The following is a 19,187-nucleotide window of genomic DNA, read 5'->3' as shown; positions in this document are numbered from 1 at the left end:
CAAATGAAAATATACGTAATAGGAATAGGATTAATAGGCGGTTCGATGGCATTGGACATTAAAACGCTGCATCCGGAAGCCAAAATTTATGGAATTGATACCAACGAAAGTCATTTGGCGGAAGCCATAGCTTTAGGAGTTGTGGATTCTGGTGCTGCATTTGAAGATTTAGTGGATGCCGACTTTGTAATTGTTTCGGTTCCTGTGGATGTCTCATTGCTACTTTTACCGAAAGTTTTGGATGTTATTGGGGATAATACGATTGTTTTTGAAGTGGGTTCTACTAAAATGCCTATTTGTGAAGCGGTTGCCAACCATCCTAAAAGGAGGAATTTTATTGCCACGCATCCTATTGCAGGAACGGAATTTTCAGGACCTTCGGCAGCTATAAAAGGATTGTTTCAAGGGAAAACGAATATTATTTGCGAGGTAGAGAAAACAACATTCAAACTACAGGAAAAGGCTTTGGAGCTTTTTACGGCGTTGGGAATGAGAATCCGTTATATGGATCCGAAATCGCATGATAAACACATTGCTTACGTTTCGCATTTGTCGCACATCAGCGCATTTATGTTGGGAAAAACGGTAATTAATAAAGAGAAAGACGAACAGGATATATTTGATATGGCAGGTTCCGGTTTTGAAAGTACAGTTCGTTTAGCCAAAAGTTCCCCAGCAATGTGGACACCGATTTTTAAACAAAACAGAAAACAGGTTGTAAAAACATTGGACGAATACATTTCGAATTTATCAAAGTTTAAAGAATTATTAGAAAAGGAAGATTACGATGCGATTTACAATGAAATGCAAAGTGTCAATAAAATAAAGGAAATATTAAACGGAATGAACGTGAAAAAGTGATTAGTCACATTTTACTGTAAAAATGAACAACACAAAAAAACTAAAAAAATAAAATTAGAAAAGATGGAAAACAAGAAAGAAATGAGAAATTGGTTGAATGAATTTAATTTAACTCATCCATTAGTGATAGCAGGACCTTGTAGTGCTGAAACAGAAGAACAAGTATTGAAAATTGCACATGAATTAAAAGATTCAGATGTAAGTATTTTTAGAGCAGGAATCTGGAAACCAAGAACGCGTCCGGGAGGATTTGAAGGTGTTGGAGAAATTGGATTGAAATGGTTGAAAAAAGCTAAAGAACAAACCGGATTGCTAATGGGAACGGAAGTGGCAAATGCGGCTCACGTAAAATTAGCTTTGGAATATGATATTGATGTATTGTGGATAGGAGCTAGAACGACCGTAAATCCTTTTGCTGTGCAGGAAATTGCAGATGCTTTGGCTGGAACTAAGAAAATTGTATTGGTAAAGAACCCAGTAAATCCAGATTTGTCATTGTGGTTAGGCGGTGTAGAGCGTTTGTACAATGCTGGAATTGAAAAATTGGGTGTTATTCACAGAGGTTTTTCTACTTACGAAAAAACAAAATACAGAAACATTCCAGAATGGCAAATTGCTATTGAATTGCAAAATAAATTTCCTGATTTACCTTTAATCATTGACCCGTCTCATATTACTGGAGACCGCAAAATGATTCTTGAAGTAACGCAGGAAGCTTTAGATTTGAATTATGATGGTATGATTATCGAAACACATACTGATCCTGATAATGCTTGGAGTGATGCTGCACAACAAGTAACTCCTGATGCTTTGAAACAAATTTTTATTGATTTAAAAGTTAGAAAGTTAGATGATGTTTCGGATGAGTTCACTCATAAAATGAAAAAATTAAGAGCTAATATCGATGTTTTGGATGCTACGTTGTTAGAGCTTTTGGGTAAAAGAATGAAAGTAGCAGATGAAATAGGTCAAGTGAAAAAAGACGCGAACGTTGCTGTATTGCAAAACAATCGTTGGAATGAAATCCTTGGAAAAATGATTTTGGATGGTGAGAAAAAAGGATTGACCGAAGAGTTTGTACTAAGGATGTTCAAAGCGATTCACCAGGAAAGCATTGGTCATCAAGAAAAAGTGTTGAACGCTTAGTCCGTATTTTAAAAAAACAAATCCCCACTGCTTTTGTCATAAGTTGTGGGGATTTTTTATTTTTAATTGTATGTAAGGTTGTTCAAAGTGAAAAACTTCAAACTTTATCCCGAAGCTTCGGGATAAACCTAAAACAAAGAATTATCTTTGCAAAGTCTTAGATTTTAAATCAGAAATCTAAAATCGTTAATATTCAATCAAATAATCCTAAATGACAGGACTCGTATATAAATCTACAGGAAGTTGGTACACCGTAAAATCCGAACAAGGTGATTTTATCGAATGCCGTATGAAAGGGAAATTCCGAATTAAAGGAATCAAAAGTACCAATCCTATTGCTGTGGGCGATGTTGTGGATTATGAACTTGAAGAAACATCTGATACCGTTACGGGAACTATTCATAAAATTCACGATAGGAAGAACTATATTGTGCGTAAATCAGTAAATTTATCACATCAGATGCACATCATTGCGTCTAATATTGATAGGGTTTTCTTGTTAGTTACGATTAATAATCCGCCAACCACTTTTAATTTTATAGACCGTTTTCTGGTTACAGCCGAAGCATACGGAATTGAAACGATACTTGTTTTTAATAAAATTGACACTTTAGACGATGCAACATTGGACGAACAATTGTACATGCAGCATGTGTATCAGGAAATAGGATACAAATGCCTTCGCGTTTCTTCAACTGAAATGAAAGGGATTGAGGAATTGAAAGCAATGATGATTGGTAAAGTAAGTATGTTTTCAGGACATTCTGGTGTTGGAAAATCCACTTTGGTAAATGCTATGGAACCTTCTTTACATTTAAAAACAAAAACAATTTCTGAAGCAAGCAAGCAAGGACAGCATACCACAACATTTGCTGAGATGTATGATTTGTCATTTGATGCTAAAATTATTGATACGCCAGGAATTAAAGGTTTTGGAATTGTAGACATGGAAAAAGAAGAAATTAGTGGCTATTTCCCTGAGTTCTTCAAATTGAAAGAGCAATGTAAATTCAATAATTGTTTGCATAAAGACGAGCCGCATTGCGCTATTAAAGTTGCTTTAGAAAAAGACGAAATCGCTTGGTCCCGTTACAGAAGTTACCTTAAAATTCTGGAAGGAGACGATGAAAATTACCGTACTGATATTCATAACGAGGATAGAATTATTAGTGATAAAACGAGGGAGTAGTTGTGAATTGTGAATGGTTAATTGAAAAACCCTAATTTCTAAAGCAGAATGAAAGTTGTAATTCAAAGAGTTTCCTCAGCCTCCGTAACAATAGACACTAAAATCGTAGCCGATATCCAAAAAGGATTATTGATTTTAGTTGGTATTGAAGATTCAGATAATCAAGAAGATATCAATTGGTTAGCTACAAAAATAGCCAACATCCGTATTTTTGGGGATGAAAATGATGTGATGAATTTATCCGTCAAAGATATAGATGGCGATATCATTGTAGTAAGCCAATTTACATTGCATGCCGCCACCAAAAAAGGAAATCGACCTTCGTATATAAAAGCTTCTAAGCCAGAAATCGCCATTCCATTATATGAAAGTTTTGTAATTCAGTTAGAAAAAGAATTGGGTAAAAAAGTACAAACTGGAATATTTGGTGCTGATATGAAAGTACTTTTGTTAAATGATGGGCCAGTAACAATACTAATTGATAGTAAAAATAGAGAATAAAATGAACTTAAAAAATTCCCAACTTGACGTTGATACTTGGATAAAAAAACACGGTGTTCGTTATTTTAACGAATTGACTAATATGGCGCAACTTACTGAAGAAGTAGGGGAAGTAGCCCGAATCATTGCCCGCCGCTATGGAGAGCAATCCGAAAAAGAAAGCGATAAAAATAAAGACCTTGGCGAAGAATTAGCTGATGTGGTTTTTGTGGTATTGTGTTTGGCAAACCAAACTGGAATCGATTTACAAGCCGCTTTCGATAAAAAGATGGATTTGAAATCCGTTAGAGACAAAGACCGTCACAAAAACAACGAAAAACTGAAATAATTTGTGAAGTATAAATTATGAATTATAAATGTGGAGTGGTAAATTGCGAACTTGAATTATACCACTCATAATTCATAATTCATAACTCATAATTAGCTACATGAATTTAAAATTAAGTACGAATTCACAATTCACAATTGATAATTCACAATTAAATATTACTGGTTCAAAAAGCGAAACCAACCGACTACTATTATTACAAGCTTTATTTCCAAATATTACTTTGGCCAATACTTCCAATTCTGATGACAGCGAAGTCATGCAAAAGGCATTGAAAGGAAACGAAGAAATAGTTGATATTCATCATGCGGGAACGGCGATGCGTTTCTTAACGGCATATTTTGCTGTAAACGAAGGTCGCGAAGTAGTATTGACCGGCTCTCAACGAATGACGGAGCGTCCCATAAAAGTTTTGGTGGAAGCCTTGGAGCAATTAGGGGCTAAAATTTCCTACGAGAAAGAAATTGGATATCCGCCAATTCGAATCAAAGGACAAAAAATTACGGCTTCTAAAGTGAATATTCATGCCAATGTAAGCAGTCAATACATTTCTGCATTATTATTAGTGGCGCCAAAACTGGAAAACGGTATCGAAATCACTTTGGTTGGCGAAATCACTTCGGTTCCTTATATCAAAATGACATTGGCTTTGTTGAATGATTTGGATATCAAAACCAGTTTCGAAGGAAGTGTGATTACGGTATATCCAAAACAAGAAGTAGCGTCGAAAGTAATGACCGTAGAATCCGATTGGAGTTCTGCTTCATACTTTTTTAGTTTAGCTGCCTTGGCCGAAAATGCTACCATTTCATTAAACAGTTATACAGAAACTAGTTTGCAAGGCGATTCGGCTTTGGTTGAAATCTACAAGCAAATGGGTGTTGAAACGCATTTTGAAGGAAATAAAATGACTCTGGTAAAACAGTCTGATTTTAAACTGGAAAATTTAACCTTAGAATTGAATAACACACCAGATATCGCCCAAACCATTGTGGTTACTTGCCTTGGATTAGGAATTGGTTGCCATCTGACAGGTTTGCATACCTTGAAAATTAAAGAAACGGACCGACTCGAAGCACTTAGAATTGAGTTAACAAAATTGGGAGCGAATATATCGGTGACCAATGATAGCTTAACGCTTCTGGCTTCAAACCAAATCAATCCTAATATAAAAATCGCTACTTATAACGATCACCGTATGGCGATGGCATTTGCACCATTAGCTATAAAAGTGCCAATTATCATCGAAAACGCGGAAGTCGTTTCAAAATCATATCCTGATTTTTGGGAAGATATGAAGAAGTTAGGATATAATGTGTCTGAAATTTTGTAAATTAAATTTTACGTAGTGCCCTCGCGCCTTTGTGGCAGTGGACTTTTGAAAATAAACAGCAAAACACTTGACAACGCCTATCTCACAATCGTATATTTGCAAACTATTATAATTTATTGAGGCTTAACTCGTAACTTATAATTCATAACTCATAAATTTATCAAATGAAATTATCACATTTTCAATTCGATTTGCCAAAAGAACTTCTTGCCGAATATCCAGCTGAAAACAGAGACGAATCTCGTCTAATGGTTATTGATCGCAAGAAAGGAACTATAGAGCACAAAATGTTCAAAGATGTTATCGATTATTTTGACGAAGGTGATGTTTTAATTCTGAATAACACGAAAGTTTTTCCAGCTCGTTTGTACGGAAATAAGGAAAAAACTGGCGCTAGAATCGAAGTTTTTTTACTTAGAGAATTAAATTCTGAGCAAAGACTTTGGGATGTTTTAGTTGATCCGGCACGTAAAATTAGAATTGGTAACAAACTATATTTTGGAGATGACGATTCATTAGTAGCTGAGGTTATCGACAATACAACTTCCCGTGGAAGAACATTGCGTTTCCTTTACGATGGTTCCTATGAAGAATTCAGAAATAAATTGACAGAACTTGGAGAAACTCCAATCCCAAAATATATTTCTAGAGATGTAACTCCGGAAGATGCGGAACGTTACCAAACTATTTATGCTAAAGAAGAAGGAGCTGTTGCAGCGCCAACTGCAGGATTGCACTTTTCGAAACATTTATTAAAAAAACTAGAAATCAAAGGAATTAAATTTGCCGAAGTTACGCTTCACGTAGGTTTGGGAACCTTCAATCCAGTTGAGGTTGAGGATTTATCAAAACACAAAATGGATTCTGAGGAATTAAAAATTACTCAGGAAGCATGTGATATTGTGAATGAAGCCAAAGCTAAAAAGAAACGTATTTGTACCGTAGGAACTACTTCTATGCGTGCCGTTGAAAGCTCAGTTTCGTCACAAAACACCTTGAATCCGTTTGACGGATGGACAAACAAATTCGTTTTTCCTCCTCATGATTTCACAATTCCAACGTGTATGATTACTAATTTTCACACACCAAAATCAACTTTATTAATGATGGTTTCCGCATTTTGTGGTCATGATTTAATGAAAAAAGCATACGCAGAAGCTATCGAAAAAGAATACAAATTCTATTCTTACGGTGATGCAATGATGATTATCTAATCTAAAGTTAGATTCTAAATAAAAAAATCTCGTCAGTAATGGCGAGATTTTTTTTGTTTTATAAGGGTGTGTCCCGCTGAAAAAGCGGGTCGGGCTCTACGCTGTATCTTTATTTTCTTAAAGAAAGAAAATAAAGGATGCCGCTTCCATCCCTCACACGACGTTCTGTGTATAAAAGAGGTTTGTGTTCCTAATTCACTTGATACACCAATCGCACCGTGATATTAGCCGTTTTGTTTTTGGATTGCGTATTAAAAGAACCGCCATAAGAAAAATCTTCCGATGAGTTTTGACCTGTAATTTGAAAAACGCCCATATCTGATTTCTTTAAATTCCCTAAACTCGCATCAGCATTTTTAGCAATACTTTTCGCTCTGATACTTGCGTCTTTTGTGGCTTCGGCAATCATTTTTATTTTTAACTCAGCTAGTTTGGTGTAATAATATTCCGGTGGAGACGAATAAAATTCTACGCCTGAGTTGATCAATTCACTGGATTGTCTCGACAATTCTTCAATTTTATTTACTTCCTTAGATTGGATACTTACGCTTTGTGTCAACGTAAATCCAGTAAAAATTTGCTGCCTTGTAGTTCCGTTTTCATTGAAGGTAGTTTCAAAATCTTTATTGAAATTCACCGCTGAGAAAACCATTTCATTCGGCGCAATTCCTTTGCCTGATAAATAGCTTTTTATTTTCTCTCTGTCAGCATCTAATGCGGCATAAGCATCTTTCAAAGTCATGCTTTTTTTAGAAAACGAACCGCTCCAAACAATCAAATCCGATACGAAATCCTTCTTTCCGGAACCTGTAACGCTTATAGTATCGTTACTTTTATTTCGATTCTGAAAAGCATTCGAAAATAAATACGAGGAAATTACCACAGCGATGGCAATAATAATAACGTTTAAACTGTTTTTAAGCATAGCTAAGAATTTTAAATTCAATCAAATATAAGTAAATAACGAGTAGTTTCTTAATTCAGTATGGGAATTGGGAACTATTTTTTTGTATTCGAAAATTTAACTATTGTATAGCTTTCCAATCAATGTTAACTATATTATCATTCGTCCATTTTTACTACTTTTACAAAACAAAATACAAATCATGACATTCGAAAATACCCTTGAATTTGCAAAAAAATTGGATTCGCAAGATCAATTACATAAATACCAAGATGAATTTATTTTTCCGCAGGTAAATGGGAAAAAGGTGATTTATTTCACAGGAAATTCACTGGGATTACAACCTAAACGTACTAAAGCGTATGTAGATGAGGTGATGAATGATTGGGCAAACTTAGCTGTTGAGGGACATTTTTACAGTGAAAAACCTTGGTGGGATTATCATGAACGATTTGCAAATCCGTTAAGTAAAATTGTGGGTGCGCTTCCAAGTGAAGTTACCGTGATGAATACTTTAACAGTAAATCTTCATTTGTTGATGGTTTCTTTTTACCGACCAACAAAGGCCAGATATAAAATTATTTGTGAGGAAAAAGCATTTCCATCGGATCAATATATGTTTCAAAGTCAGGTTCATTTTCATGGATACAAACCAGAAGATGCTATTGTCGAAATCAAACGTCGAGAAGGCGAACACAACATTCGCTTAGAAGATGTTTTGGCAAAAATTGAAGAAGTTGGTGAAGAGTTGGCTTTAGTTTTAATTGGTGGTGTCAATTATTACACCGGACAAGTTTTTGATATGAAAACCATAACTGCCGCAGGTCATAAAGCGGGAGCTTATGTAGGTTGGGATTTGGCTCACGCTGCAGGAAATGTGAAACTGGAATTGCACAATTGGGATATTGATTTCGCAGCTTGGTGTAGTTATAAGTACATGAATTCAGGACCGGGAAATGCTTCAGGATGTTTTATTCACGAAAAACACCATAATAATGTGGAGTTACCAAGATTCGCGGGTTGGTGGGGACATAATAAAGAACGTCGTTTTAAGATGGAACCCACTTTTGATCCCGTTCATGGAGCCGATGGTTGGCAAATAAGTAATTTACCGGTACTTTCTTTGGCGCCTTATTTAGCATCTGTAGATATGTTTGACGAAATAGGGATGGACGCTTTAATCCAGAAAAGAGATTTAATAACTTCTTATTTAGAATTCATATTGCATGAAATTGACGAAGAAGTCGATAGTAGTTTCGAGATTATTACACCTTCTAATCCATCGGAAAGAGCATCACAATTATCAGTCTTACTGCATGGGGAAGGACGCAGTTTATTTGATTATTTGATGAAAAACGGAGTCATAACGGATTGGCGCGAACCTAACGTTATTCGCTTAGCACCGGTGCCTTTATATACTTCTTTTACAGATATGTATGAGTTTGGTCAGATTCTAAAAGCAGGTATTTTGGGCAAAGCGAATCTTTAAATTATATAAATAATAACTTGAATTGCATAATGACAATTCACAGGTTTAAACGTTTCTTTGTAGTATTACAAATTGAAAAAATTTAAATTATGAAAGCATTATATTTTATATTAGTAGCTATACTTATTGTTTCTTGTCAGAACCAAGGAAAAATGGAAATTGAAAAGGCTAAAGTAGCAACAGTAGATTCCATGAAAGTTGAAATGGAAAAGGCAAGAGTAATTGACTCTATGAAACAAGAAATGGTCAAAATTGAAGCTGCTAGAATTGAAACACAAAAAGAAGTTGTTGTTGTAAATAAGCAATCACCTTCTACAACAACGACTACAACAAATACTACCACCCAAAGAAAAGGCTGGAGTAGTACTGCAAAAGGTGCTGTCATTGGAGCTGGTGTAGGTGCTGCAACAGGAGCAATTATCAGTAAGAAAAAAGTACAAGGAGCTATTATTGGTGGTGTTGCAGGTGCAGGAATTGGAGCCGGGACCGGAGCAATTATAGACGGAAGCAAAAAGAATTAGATTTATTCGTAAATAAGCAAGAGTGTTTAAGTTCATAATAGAATTTAAACACTCTTTTTTTATGGGAAAATATGGGTTTAATACGAATCCATATTAGCAATTATTTCATTCGCCTTTACTTTGATTTTATATAATTCTTCGGGATTTATTTTCTTTAATAAATTCAACATCATTCCCATTCGTTGGTTTCCTTTGAAATATTCTTTTTTCTCATCCAGGAAATTCCAGTACAGCGTATTGAAGGGACACGCTTTTTCTCCAAATTTTTCTTTTACATTGTAATGGCATTTGACACAATTATTACTCATTTTGTTGATGTAACTTCCAGAGGAAACATACGGTTTGGTGGCAATTATTCCGCCATCTGCATATTGTGACATGCCTCGTGTGTTGGGCATTTCGACCCATTCAATGGCATCTATGTAAACGCCAAGATACCAAGCGTCTACTTCGTCAGGATGAATTTGCGTAAGTAATGTAAAATTTCCAATTACCATCAGTCGCTGAATATGGTGTGCGTAAGCTTCGTCTAAACTTTGATTAATTGCGTGGCTCATACAATTCATTTTGGTTTTACCGGTCCAAAAAAAATCTGGTAATTTGTTCGTATTATCCAAGACATTCATTTGGGCATAATTGGGCATTTCTTTCCAATATATTCCCCGAATGTATTCGCGCCAACCTAAAATTTGCCTTACAAATCCTTCTACTTGTGAGATAGTAATATCGGTTTCATTGGCATGATAAAAAGAAATAACGGTCTCGATTACTTCTTTTGGTGAAAGCATTTTGCTGTTCATGGCAAAAGACAAACGGGAGTGAAACAGGAATTTTTCATCGGTGTGCATCGCATCTTCGTAATCACCAAAATGTTTCAACAGATTTTTACAGAAATAATCTAAAACCTCCAACGATTGCTCACGCGAAGTAGGCCAACTAAAATTATCTGGATTGATGTTTCCAAAAGTCACAATTCCTGCTTCTTTGATTTGGGCGACAACTTCAGAAACATTCGCATGAAAATTCTTTTCTAATGGAACAGGAACTTCACCTTTATATTTTTTGCGATTATCAGCATCAAAATTCCATTGGTTGCCTAATGGAGTGCTTCCATCCATCAAAACATGATGTTTTTTACGCATGTTCCTATAAAAATTCTCCATAAGCAACAACTTCTTTCCCTCAAAAAAATCAGAAAGTTCGTGACGCGTGGTATAGAAATGTTCAGAGTCAAAAGCTTCAGATTCGATTTTTAGATTGGAACAAATCGTTTTTAATTGTTGGTCCAGTCGGTATTCGTCTGGTAATTGATATTCAAATTTTTCTATATTATATTTTTCAATACAAATGGCAATGATTTTTTCTAAGTCTTGTGGATTCTCAGCATCGGTAATTTGAAAATAGACTGCTTGATGTCCATTTGCTTTTATCGATGTGTAAAAATTCCTCATCGACACGAAAAAGGCTACTACTTTTTGGATGTGATGTTTGACATAATCCGTTTCCTGACGCATTTCGGCCAAGACATACATTGTGTTTTTATCAGTTTCCTCAAACCAAGAATGTTCTGAATTCAATTGGTCGCCAAGGATTAAGCGCAGTTTTTTCATTTATTATTTTTTAAAAAAGGAAGTGGTTGGAATTTCCTTTCGGGCATATTGAAAACGATCCACTAATTTGGGTAAACAATACCCATCAAGACCATTTAATGCCACAACATTGCCTCGGTCAATTTGTAACCAGCCATCTTTATGTTCTAATTCTTCTTCAAAAAATAAGTTTTCAATAGACGCAATTACATGAATCGTATCATTTTCCTTGATGTAATATTCGTTTACGTATTTGCAATACAACTGCACCGGACTTCCTTTTACAAATGGAATTTCAATGTCATTTTTATACTCTTCTTCCAGATTGGTTTTATCAAATTCGGAAATTCCCAGTTCGTAATTTGCAGAGGTATGGTGCGCATCTTCAATCATGTCAACAGTAATGTGATTTACTGTAAAATATCCAGTGTCTTTGATGTTTTTATACGTATCTCTTGGAACAGTTGTAGGACGCATTATGAATCCAATCATAGCAGGATTGCTTCCCAGATGCGTTACGCTGCTGAAAATGGCAACATTAGACTTTCCGTCGAGGGATTTTGTAGCAAGCAAATTAGCTGATTTATAACCAGTGCAGGAATTGATTAAGTTTAATCTTTCGATTTTTTCCATTTGAGAAATATCATCTCTTGAAATGTGTTTCATATTTAGTCATATTTGAAACAAATATACTTTTGTTTAATTAAATATGAAATAAATTAAACAAAATATTTTAAATTCATCAATGATTTATTCTATTTAGTTTGAAATAAATACATTGGAATAAATAGTTTTTAAATAACTTCCAAATCCTATATATTTGTTTTTCAATTTATCCAATGATGAAAATACTTAGAAAAGTCCTTCTCGTTTTACTTTCGTTAGTAATTGTTTTAGCGGTAACGATGCTTGTTTATGGTTATTACTTAAAACCAAAATACGAAGGCAAGTTGCGCTTGCAAAACATTAAGAAGGAGACTATTGTTTATTTTGATGAATTTGGTGTTCCTCATATTTATGCGACTACTTCAAAAGATGCCATGGTAGCCTTGGGTTATGTGCATGCGCAAGATAGATTGTGGCAAATGGAATTGATGCGTCGTATCGCCCCAGGAAGATTATCGGAGATTTTTGGTTCAGTGGCATTGAAAAACGATAAGTTCTTTGCTGGATTAGGAATCGAAGAAGCTTCCGCCAAAGCGATTGCAGGTTTGGACAAAAACAGTCCAAGTTATCAATTGACTATGGCTTACTTAGATGGAATCAATCAATACATGGAAGAAGGAACTACACCAATAGAGTTCAGTTTAGTAGGCGTCAAAAAAGAGAAGTTTACCATTAAAGACGTTTATAATATTTTTGGATACATGTCTTTTAGTTTTGCAATGGCTCAAAAATCAGATCCGTTATTGACCGACATTCGAAACAAATATGGAATGGAATATTTGAAGGATTTTGGAATTGATGGTTCCTTCAATACTACTAAAATTAAAAATGCGAAAGACAGGCCACAAGAATATGCTGCTATTTCGAAATCAGTAGCATCGCTTTTGGAGCAGTCGCCAGTATCACCTTTTATAGGAAGCAACAGTTGGGTTATTGCTCCAAAGAAAACTAAAAACGGAAAAGTTATTTTTGCTAACGATCCTCATATTGGATTTTCACAACCGGGAACTTGGTACGAAGCGCATATTGTTACTCCGGATTTCGAATTGTACGGCTGTTATTTAGCAGGAACTCCGTATCCGTTATTGGGACACAACAGGGAATATGCTTATGGTTTGACCATGTTTGAAAATGATGATATTGATTTGTACCAAGAGCAGAATAATCCGGCTAATGCCAATGAATATAAGACACCAAATGGTTTCATTGCGTATGAAATTCAGGAGAAAACAATCAAAGTAAAAGATTCATCTAACGTGGTTTTGAAAGTGAAAACTACTCGACATGGACCTGTAATGAACGATTTGATAGATGGTTTACAGCAAGACAAACCTGTTGCAATGTCTTGGATTTATACGCAACAACCCATTCAAATTCTTGATGCGGTATATGCACTTTCACATGCTAAAAATAAATCAGATTTTCAGAAAGGAGTTTCACTAATTGCAGCGCCAGGATTGAATGTGATGTATGGCGATGCCAAAGGAAATGTCGCTTGGTGGGCAACTGGAAAATTATACAAGCATAAAGAAGGAGTGAATCCCAATTTTATTTTGGATGGAGCGAGCGGTGAGGATGATATTAAAGATTTTTTGGATTTCTCCAAAAATCCTTCCGCGGTGAACCCTAGATGGAATTATGTGTATTCCGCTAATAATCAACCAGAAGCAATTGACGGATTTTTGTATCCGGGGTATTATCTTCCAGAGGATCGAGCCAAAAGAATTACGCAATTATTGAATCCAAAATCAGATTGGGATATGGTTTCGGTTGGGAAGATGATTTTTGATAATACTTCTTCTGTGGCTCCAAAAGTTGTGAAAGATTTAATCTCAAATGTAGATCAGGAATCCCTTACTGAAAACGAAAAACAAGCTCTTAGTGTTTTAAAAAATTGGAAAGGAACTAATAATCTGAGTGATGTGGCTCCTACAATCTATAATAAATGGATTTTTAATTACTTAAAAAATACTTTTGAAGATGAACTTGGTGCTGAAAATTTCAAGATGTTTTTAGGAACGCATATCATGAAGCAAATTATTGCAAGACAAATCACGAATGAAAAATCACTTTGGTGGGATAACATCAATACCAAAAATGAGAAAGAAACAAGAAGTCAGATTGTCTCAAAATCATTCAAAGAATCCGTTGCAGCTTTAGAAAACCAATTGGGAAGTACAGTTTCGGATTGGACTTGGAATAAAGTACACACTTTAGAACACCAGCATCCTTTGGGGAAAGTAGCGGCTTTAAGAAGTATCTTTAATGTTGGTCCTTTTGAAGTTTCTGGTTCTACGGAAGTAATTAATAATCTGTTTTTTGATTTTACTGATGATGGGAATTACATCGTAAAAGGAGGTCCGTCAACTAGAAGAATTATTGATTTTTCGGATATAGAAAACAGCTGGAGTATATTGCCTACGGGACAATCAGGGAATCCATTGAGTGAACATTATAGCGATCAGGCAGAGTTATATAATGCCGGTAAATTCAGGCGAATGATGCTCAATAAAGAGGAAATTGTTAGAACTTCAACAAAATTGGTTTTTATTCCCCGTAAAAAATGATTCTTTTTAAAGAGCCTAAAATAATAAATCAGTAATTTTGCTTAACTTTTTATAAAAAAATAATGCAAACTCCCATAAAAATAGCGGTTGTAGGTTCAGGATTAGTTGGATCTTTATTGGCTATTTATCTTCGTAAAGCGGGTCATACGGTTCATGTTTACGATAGAAGTCCTGATATTCGAAAAATACAATTTTCTGGTCGTTCCATTAATTTAGCGATGTCTAATCGCGGATGGAAAGCTTTGGATGGAGTAGGAATAGGAAACGAGGTTCGTAAAATTGCGATTCCTATGGAAAAACGCGCTATCCACTTGGTTGATAAACTCAATTTTCAAAATTACGGTCAGGAAGGAGAGTCGATTTATTCCATTTCGAGAGGACTTTTGAATAGGAAAATGATTGATTTGGCGGAAGCCGCAGGAGCAGAATTCTTTTTTGAACAAAAAATATGGGATGTTTCACTTGATGATGCAACCCTTCATATTGGTGAAACGGAACGTGGCGCTTGGGAAGATAAAAAATACGATATGGTTTTTGGTGCTGACGGTGCTTTTTCCAGGATTCGTCACCGCATGCAACGCCAAAGTATGTTTGACTATTCGCAAGAATTTTTGCCTATTGGTTACAAGGAGTTAAATATCCCTGCAAATCCTGATGGGACTTATAAATTAGATAAGAATTCATTTCACATTTGGCCTCGTGGTGAGTATATGTTGATTGCGTTGCCCAATCTTGATGGAAGTTTTACCTGTACTTTGTTTATGCCGTTTGAAGGAGAAAATTCTTTTGCATCATTAAATGACATAAAATTAGTGGAGGCTTTTTTCGAAAAAAACTTACCGGATACTATTGATGTAATTCCAAAACTTGCGGAAGATTTCTTTAAGAATCCTACAAGTACATTAGTAACAATGAAATGTTATCCATGGACTTATGAGGATAAAATTGCACTTATTGGTGATGCAAGCCACGCAATTGTACCTTTTTATGGTCAGGGAATGAACGCTGGTTTTGAAGATATTTCGGTGCTTTATGAAATGATGGAGAAATACGGTGACAATTGGAAATCGATTTTCTCGGAATATCAAAAATCACGAAAACCAAATGCAGATGCGATTGCGGAACTTTCGTATCGTAATTTTTTAGAAATGAGCTCCAAGACAGCTGATGAAAATTTCCTTTTGCAAAAGAAAATTGAAAAGTCATTTTCGGATAAGCATCCTGAAAAATGGATTCCTTTATATAGTCGTGTTACTTTTAGTGATCGTCCGTATGCAGAAGCTTTAGCGATTGGAGATTATCAAAATGCAATCATGGAAGAAGTTTTAAAAATGGAAAACATTACTGAAATATGGGATTCAGAAGCTGTTGAAAATAAAATTTTGGAACTGTTAACATAAAAAAAGGACTCCTAATAAGAGTCCTTTTTTTATGTTATTTATTTTTTGATGCAGGTTTAAGTAATACTCTTAATGTACTGTCATTATTGAAATAACTGAACATCCAGTTAACAAAAATAGACAATTTGTTCTTCACGCTTAAGATTAACATCAAGTGAATGAACATCCATGTAAACCATGCCAATCTTCCTTGAAAACTAAATTTTGGCAAATCAACTACTGCTTTTCTCTTTCCTACAGTTGCCATGGAGCCTTTATCGTGGTATTCGTATTCAACTTTCGGTTTACTTTTAAGGCTAAGTTTGAAATTATTAGCCAATACTTTTGCTTGTTCAATAGCTACACTGGCAACCTGCGGATGTCCGTTAGGGTATTTTGGCGTAGCCATAAAAGCAATGTCGCCAAGTGCATATACATTTTCAAGATTTACGATGTTGTTGAATCGATTGACAAGGAACCGATTCCCTCTTGTAACGCTTTCTGTAGGGATTCCTTCAAGAGTATTTCCAATAATTCCGGCTGCCCAGATAACATTAGTTGACTCGATAATTTCACCACTTTGTAAGCTGACAGTTTTACCGTCATAATGTTTTACAATCGTGTTTGTTTTTACAATTACGCCTAATTCTTCTAAGTATTTACGAGACATTTTTTGTGAATCAATACTCATAGGGCTCAAAACGTTAGGAGATCCTTCTAGTAAGTAGATTGTCAATTTTGAAAAATCTTTATCCGGATAATCTTTGGGAAGAATATTTTTTTTCATTTCTGCCAAAGCACCTGCTAGTTCTACACCTGTAGGTCCACCGCCTACGACAACAAAGTTCATTAGAGCTTGTATCTTATCTGGTGGGGCAATTAAAGCATCTTCGAATGTTTGCAGAATTTGGTTGCGAAGTTGAATTGCCTCAGGTACGGATTTCATAGGGAATGCGAATTTTTCTATTTCGGCATTTCCAAAATAATTCGTAGTACATCCAAATGCGATTATAAGATGATCATACTCAAAATCAGCAATAGAAGTTTTTAATTTTTTATTTTGCGTGTCTACACTAAGAACATCAGCAATTCGAATACGGACATTTTTTGAGTGTTGAAAAACTTTTCGTAATGGGAATGAGATACTGGCAGGTTCTAATCTTGCAGTTGCTACTTGATACATTAAGGGTTGGAATTGATGGTAATTATTTTTGTCGATTAATAAAACATCAAAATCGGTATTTTCTAAATCTTGAGCCAAACGCAAACCGGCAAAACCAGCTCCAATAATTACAATTTTTTTTTGAATTCCCATATCTAATTTCTTTTGAAAGTATAAAGATAGAAATAAAGCAGGGGTTAGTCCTCTCTATTAACGTTTTGTATAGAAAAAGCGGGCTTACAAATCGCAAGATATTCGCAAGGTTCATCAAAAGGATTGGAATATTGAACGCGAGTATTCTTTTCTATTTTTATCGATTGTCCAGCCACTAAAATGATAATTTCATCTTCAATTATGAATTGCTTTTTACCTTTAATAATATAGGTGTATTCTTCAAAATCAGGGGTTTGAAAAGGTTCACTCCAGTTAGGCGGTGCAATCATGTGAGCTATGGAGATGTCATTATTATCTGTTGATGCTTTTCCGTGATGTTCTTCGATTAGTTTTCCATCGTTGGTGGGAACAATGAACGGAGCGTTTTGAACAAAATATTTTTTCATGATGGATTTTTTTTAGAATTATCCTCTAAAACTCGGGATCTTAATTTATTTTTTAAACATTTTTGTTAATACACCAAACGCGCCTCTAATGAATGTAGCACTTGTTAGCACTTTCAAAACTGATTTACCAACAACACTCGCTGTACTTGGTCCTTGGTTCTGCTGCTTTTGAGATTCCTGTTTTTGCTCTTGTTCGTTAATTTCCTCTTCGACAACGGCAATTTTTTTATTTAACATCTCATAAGCACTTTCGCGATCAATCAGTTCGCTGTATTTTTTTACCAGTTTTGATTTGTTATTGATTTCCTGAATTTCACTCTCGGTCAGAATATCCATTCTGCTCATCGGGGCACGCATCATCGTTGCTGCAAGTGGTGTGGGAACTCCTTTTTCGTTTAATGCTGTTACAAGTGCCTCTCCAATTCCAAGGCTGGTCAGGATTTCATCCGTTTTGTAATAATCGGACGTTGGGTAATTATCTGCGGTTTGTTTAATGGCTTTTCGGTCATTGGCTGTAAAAGCTCTTAAAGCATGTTGGATTTTTAAACCCAATTGTGCCAAAACCCCGCTTGGAATATCCATTGGGTTTTGTGTGATGAAATAAATACCAACACCCTTCGAACGAATAAGTTTTACAATAGTCTCTATTTGTTCTAACAAAGTTTTGCTGGCTTCGTTGAAAATCAAATGGGCTTCGTCAATAAAAATAATTAATTCAGGTTGCTCAGCATCACCTTTTTCCGGCATTTGTTGGTAGATTTCCGCTAATAAACTCAACATAAAAGTCGAGAATAACTTTGGTTTATCTTGAATATCAGTCAATCGTAATATGTTAACATATCCTTTTCCATTCTCATCGATGCGCATTAAATCTTCCACATCAAAAGACATTTCTCCAAAAAATAGATCAGCTCCTTGTTGTTCCAATTCAATTATTTTCCTAAGAATTGTTCCAGTTGTCGAAGTGGAAATCTTGCCATAATGTTCTTCAATTTCATCTTTTCCTTCTTCGGTAATGTAATTGATTACTTTTTTGATGTCTTTTAAATCCAATAAAGGCATTTTATTGTCATCGCAATATTTGAAGATAACAGAAACTACGCCAGCCTGAGTATCGTTTAAATTGAGTATTCTAGAAAATAATACCGGTCCAAATTCAGATATTGTTGCACGAAGCCTAACTCCATTTTGTTCGGATAAAGTCAATAGTTCCACTGGAAAACTTGCAGTGGTATAGTGTATATTAATTTTAGCGTGGCGTTCCGTTATAAATGGTTTTTCTTCACCATCTTTCGCGATTCCGCTAAAATCACCTTTAATGTCCATCATTAAAACGGGAATTCCAAAATTTGATAATTGTTCTGAAAAAACTTGAATGGTTTTGGTTTTTCCAGTTCCGGTCGCTCCTGCGATTAATCCATGACGATTTAAGGTTTTTAAGGGGATTTTTACATGTGCATCGGTCAAGGCTTCTCCATCTAAAATTGCTCCTCCCAGAGTAATACTTTCTCCTTTACAATTATAACCGGCTGTAATATCTTGTATGAAATCTTCTTTTCTGCTCATAATAGGTGTGGATTTAAATCAATTGCAAGATAATTTTTTTTTTCTAAAACCTATAGTTTTAGTGTATAATGCAATTTTCTTGCTTTTTTAGTGTTAATAGTGCAAAATAATCCTTTTGGTAGATTTGAGATTGTTTTTGAAATATTATGTGGATAGTTCATAAAAAAATAAGCTTTTTTATGTAAATTGGCTGATTTATTTGCGTTTTTTAA

General features: G+C 35.1%; 17 protein-coding genes. 11 read left to right on the top strand and 6 right to left on the bottom strand.

The genetic code is table 11. The features are described 5' to 3' along the window. Positions 1–3 precede the first annotated feature (3 nt). The 7 genes from BC952_RS00155 to queA all read left to right on the top strand — a co-directional run bounded on the left by BC952_RS00155 (position 4) and on the right by queA (position 6,572). Positions 4–861 carry a prephenate dehydrogenase gene (locus BC952_RS00155; protein WP_121363708.1) on the top strand — a complete coding sequence of 286 codons (858 nt, stop codon included), beginning with the start codon at positions 4–6 and terminating at the stop codon, positions 859–861. A 63-nt stretch (positions 862–924) separates the two neighbouring features. Then, the gene (locus BC952_RS00150; RefSeq protein WP_121363707.1) at positions 925–2,007 is read left to right on the top strand and encodes a bifunctional 3-deoxy-7-phosphoheptulonate synthase/chorismate mutase type II; all 1,083 of its coding nucleotides are present in this window, start codon (positions 925–927) and stop codon (positions 2,005–2,007) included. Between the two features lie 211 nt (positions 2,008–2,218). Then, positions 2,219–3,196: a ribosome small subunit-dependent GTPase A gene (gene rsgA / locus BC952_RS00145; protein WP_121363706.1), complete on the top strand. Its 978-nt coding sequence runs from the start codon at positions 2,219–2,221 to the stop codon at positions 3,194–3,196. A gap of 48 nt (positions 3,197–3,244) precedes the next feature. After that, positions 3,245–3,697 carry a D-aminoacyl-tRNA deacylase gene (dtd, locus tag BC952_RS00140; protein WP_121363705.1) on the top strand — a complete coding sequence of 151 codons (453 nt, stop codon included), beginning with the start codon at positions 3,245–3,247 and terminating at the stop codon, positions 3,695–3,697. 1 nt (position 3,698) lies between these two features. Next, the gene (locus tag BC952_RS00135; protein ID WP_121364886.1) at positions 3,699–4,025 is read left to right on the top strand and encodes a nucleotide pyrophosphohydrolase; all 327 of its coding nucleotides are present in this window, start codon (positions 3,699–3,701) and stop codon (positions 4,023–4,025) included. 100 nt (positions 4,026–4,125) lie between these two features. Next, on the top strand, positions 4,126–5,358 hold the full coding sequence (gene aroA / locus BC952_RS00130) for a 3-phosphoshikimate 1-carboxyvinyltransferase (protein ID WP_121363704.1): 1,233 nt from the start codon (positions 4,126–4,128) through the stop codon (positions 5,356–5,358). A 164-nt stretch (positions 5,359–5,522) separates the two neighbouring features. Beyond that, positions 5,523–6,572 carry a tRNA preQ1(34) S-adenosylmethionine ribosyltransferase-isomerase QueA gene (gene queA / locus BC952_RS00125; RefSeq protein ID WP_091173319.1) on the top strand — a complete coding sequence of 350 codons (1,050 nt, stop codon included), beginning with the start codon at positions 5,523–5,525 and terminating at the stop codon, positions 6,570–6,572. A gap of 190 nt (positions 6,573–6,762) precedes the next feature. Here the strand turns inward: queA and BC952_RS00120 are convergent, their stop codons facing one another. Continuing rightward, a complete protein-coding gene (locus BC952_RS00120; RefSeq protein ID WP_121363703.1) occupies positions 6,763–7,497 on the bottom strand; it encodes an SIMPL domain-containing protein in 735 nt (244 codons plus the stop codon). A 181-nt stretch (positions 7,498–7,678) separates the two neighbouring features. Between BC952_RS00120 and kynU the strand changes: the two genes are divergently transcribed. Further along, positions 7,679–8,965 (top strand): kynureninase, encoded by a 1,287-nt coding sequence (gene kynU / locus BC952_RS00115; protein ID WP_121363702.1) that lies wholly within the window; start codon positions 7,679–7,681, stop codon positions 8,963–8,965. 89 nt (positions 8,966–9,054) lie between these two features. Beyond that, positions 9,055–9,486 (top strand): YMGG-like glycine zipper-containing protein, encoded by a 432-nt coding sequence (locus BC952_RS00110; protein ID WP_121363701.1) that lies wholly within the window; start codon positions 9,055–9,057, stop codon positions 9,484–9,486. A 77-nt stretch (positions 9,487–9,563) separates the two neighbouring features. Here BC952_RS00110 and BC952_RS00105 read toward each other — a convergent pair whose 3' ends face one another. Then, positions 9,564–11,096 carry a cryptochrome/photolyase family protein gene (locus BC952_RS00105; protein ID WP_121363700.1) on the bottom strand — a complete coding sequence of 511 codons (1,533 nt, stop codon included), beginning with the start codon at positions 11,094–11,096 and terminating at the stop codon, positions 9,564–9,566. A 3-nt stretch (positions 11,097–11,099) separates the two neighbouring features. Next, positions 11,100–11,741 carry a flavin reductase family protein gene (locus tag BC952_RS00100; RefSeq protein WP_113664354.1) on the bottom strand — a complete coding sequence of 214 codons (642 nt, stop codon included), beginning with the start codon at positions 11,739–11,741 and terminating at the stop codon, positions 11,100–11,102. 176 nt (positions 11,742–11,917) lie between these two features. Here BC952_RS00100 and BC952_RS00095 point away from each other — a divergent pair, with 176 nt between their 5' ends. Then, positions 11,918–14,308, top strand: a complete 2,391-nt coding sequence (locus tag BC952_RS00095) for a penicillin acylase family protein (protein ID WP_121363699.1) — start codon at positions 11,918–11,920, stop codon at positions 14,306–14,308. A gap of 62 nt (positions 14,309–14,370) precedes the next feature. Further along, the gene (locus BC952_RS00090; protein ID WP_121363698.1) at positions 14,371–15,708 is read left to right on the top strand and encodes an FAD-dependent oxidoreductase; all 1,338 of its coding nucleotides are present in this window, start codon (positions 14,371–14,373) and stop codon (positions 15,706–15,708) included. A 34-nt stretch (positions 15,709–15,742) separates the two neighbouring features. Here BC952_RS00090 and BC952_RS00085 read toward each other — a convergent pair whose 3' ends face one another. From BC952_RS00085 to BC952_RS00075, 3 genes are read right to left on the bottom strand one after another with little or no spacing between them, the layout of a single operon-like run. Next, positions 15,743–17,002: an NAD(P)/FAD-dependent oxidoreductase gene (locus BC952_RS00085; RefSeq protein WP_121363697.1), complete on the bottom strand. Its 1,260-nt coding sequence runs from the start codon at positions 17,000–17,002 to the stop codon at positions 15,743–15,745. A gap of 44 nt (positions 17,003–17,046) precedes the next feature. Beyond that, a complete protein-coding gene (locus tag BC952_RS00080) occupies positions 17,047–17,409 on the bottom strand; it encodes a cupin domain-containing protein (protein WP_121363696.1) in 363 nt (120 codons plus the stop codon). 45 nt (positions 17,410–17,454) lie between these two features. Beyond that, positions 17,455–18,975, bottom strand: a complete 1,521-nt coding sequence (locus BC952_RS00075; protein ID WP_121363695.1) for a helicase HerA-like domain-containing protein — start codon at positions 18,973–18,975, stop codon at positions 17,455–17,457. Positions 18,976–19,187 lie beyond the last annotated feature (212 nt).

Source organism: Flavobacterium limicola (assembly GCF_003634755.1).
GTDB lineage: Bacteria > Bacteroidota > Bacteroidia > Flavobacteriales > Flavobacteriaceae > Flavobacterium > Flavobacterium limicola.
Note: the sequence above shows the minus strand (reverse complement) of the source record. Positions and strands in the feature narration are given on the sequence as shown.

Bases quoted from the DNA above. Each gene is read 5' to 3' on its own strand.
- BC952_RS00110 (WP_121363701.1), top strand. From the start codon at position 9,055: ATGAAAGCATTATATTTTATATTAGTAGCTATACTTATTGTTTCTTGT.
- BC952_RS00080 (WP_121363696.1), bottom strand. From the start codon at position 17,409: ATGAAAAAATATTTTGTTCAAAACGCTCCGTTCATTGTTCCCACCAAC.
- BC952_RS00120 (WP_121363703.1), bottom strand. From the start codon at position 7,497: ATGCTTAAAAACAGTTTAAACGTTATTATTATTGCCATCGCTGTGGTA.
- BC952_RS00075 (WP_121363695.1), bottom strand. From the start codon at position 18,975: ATGAGCAGAAAAGAAGATTTCATACAAGATATTACAGCCGGTTATAAT.
- kynU (WP_121363702.1), top strand. From the start codon at position 7,679: ATGACATTCGAAAATACCCTTGAATTTGCAAAAAAATTGGATTCGCAA.
- BC952_RS00095 (WP_121363699.1), top strand. From the start codon at position 11,918: ATGAAAATACTTAGAAAAGTCCTTCTCGTTTTACTTTCGTTAGTAATT.
- rsgA (WP_121363706.1), top strand. From the start codon at position 2,219: ATGACAGGACTCGTATATAAATCTACAGGAAGTTGGTACACCGTAAAA.
- queA (WP_091173319.1), top strand. From the start codon at position 5,523: ATGAAATTATCACATTTTCAATTCGATTTGCCAAAAGAACTTCTTGCC.
- BC952_RS00090 (WP_121363698.1), top strand. From the start codon at position 14,371: ATGCAAACTCCCATAAAAATAGCGGTTGTAGGTTCAGGATTAGTTGGA.
- aroA (WP_121363704.1), top strand. From the start codon at position 4,126: ATGAATTTAAAATTAAGTACGAATTCACAATTCACAATTGATAATTCA.
- BC952_RS00150 (WP_121363707.1), top strand. From the start codon at position 925: ATGGAAAACAAGAAAGAAATGAGAAATTGGTTGAATGAATTTAATTTA.
- BC952_RS00105 (WP_121363700.1), bottom strand. From the start codon at position 11,096: ATGAAAAAACTGCGCTTAATCCTTGGCGACCAATTGAATTCAGAACAT.
- BC952_RS00100 (WP_113664354.1), bottom strand. From the start codon at position 11,741: ATGAAACACATTTCAAGAGATGATATTTCTCAAATGGAAAAAATCGAA.
- BC952_RS00135 (WP_121364886.1), top strand. From the start codon at position 3,699: ATGAACTTAAAAAATTCCCAACTTGACGTTGATACTTGGATAAAAAAA.
- BC952_RS00155 (WP_121363708.1), top strand. From the start codon at position 4: ATGAAAATATACGTAATAGGAATAGGATTAATAGGCGGTTCGATGGCA.
- BC952_RS00085 (WP_121363697.1), bottom strand. From the start codon at position 17,002: ATGGGAATTCAAAAAAAAATTGTAATTATTGGAGCTGGTTTTGCCGGT.
- dtd (WP_121363705.1), top strand. From the start codon at position 3,245: ATGAAAGTTGTAATTCAAAGAGTTTCCTCAGCCTCCGTAACAATAGAC.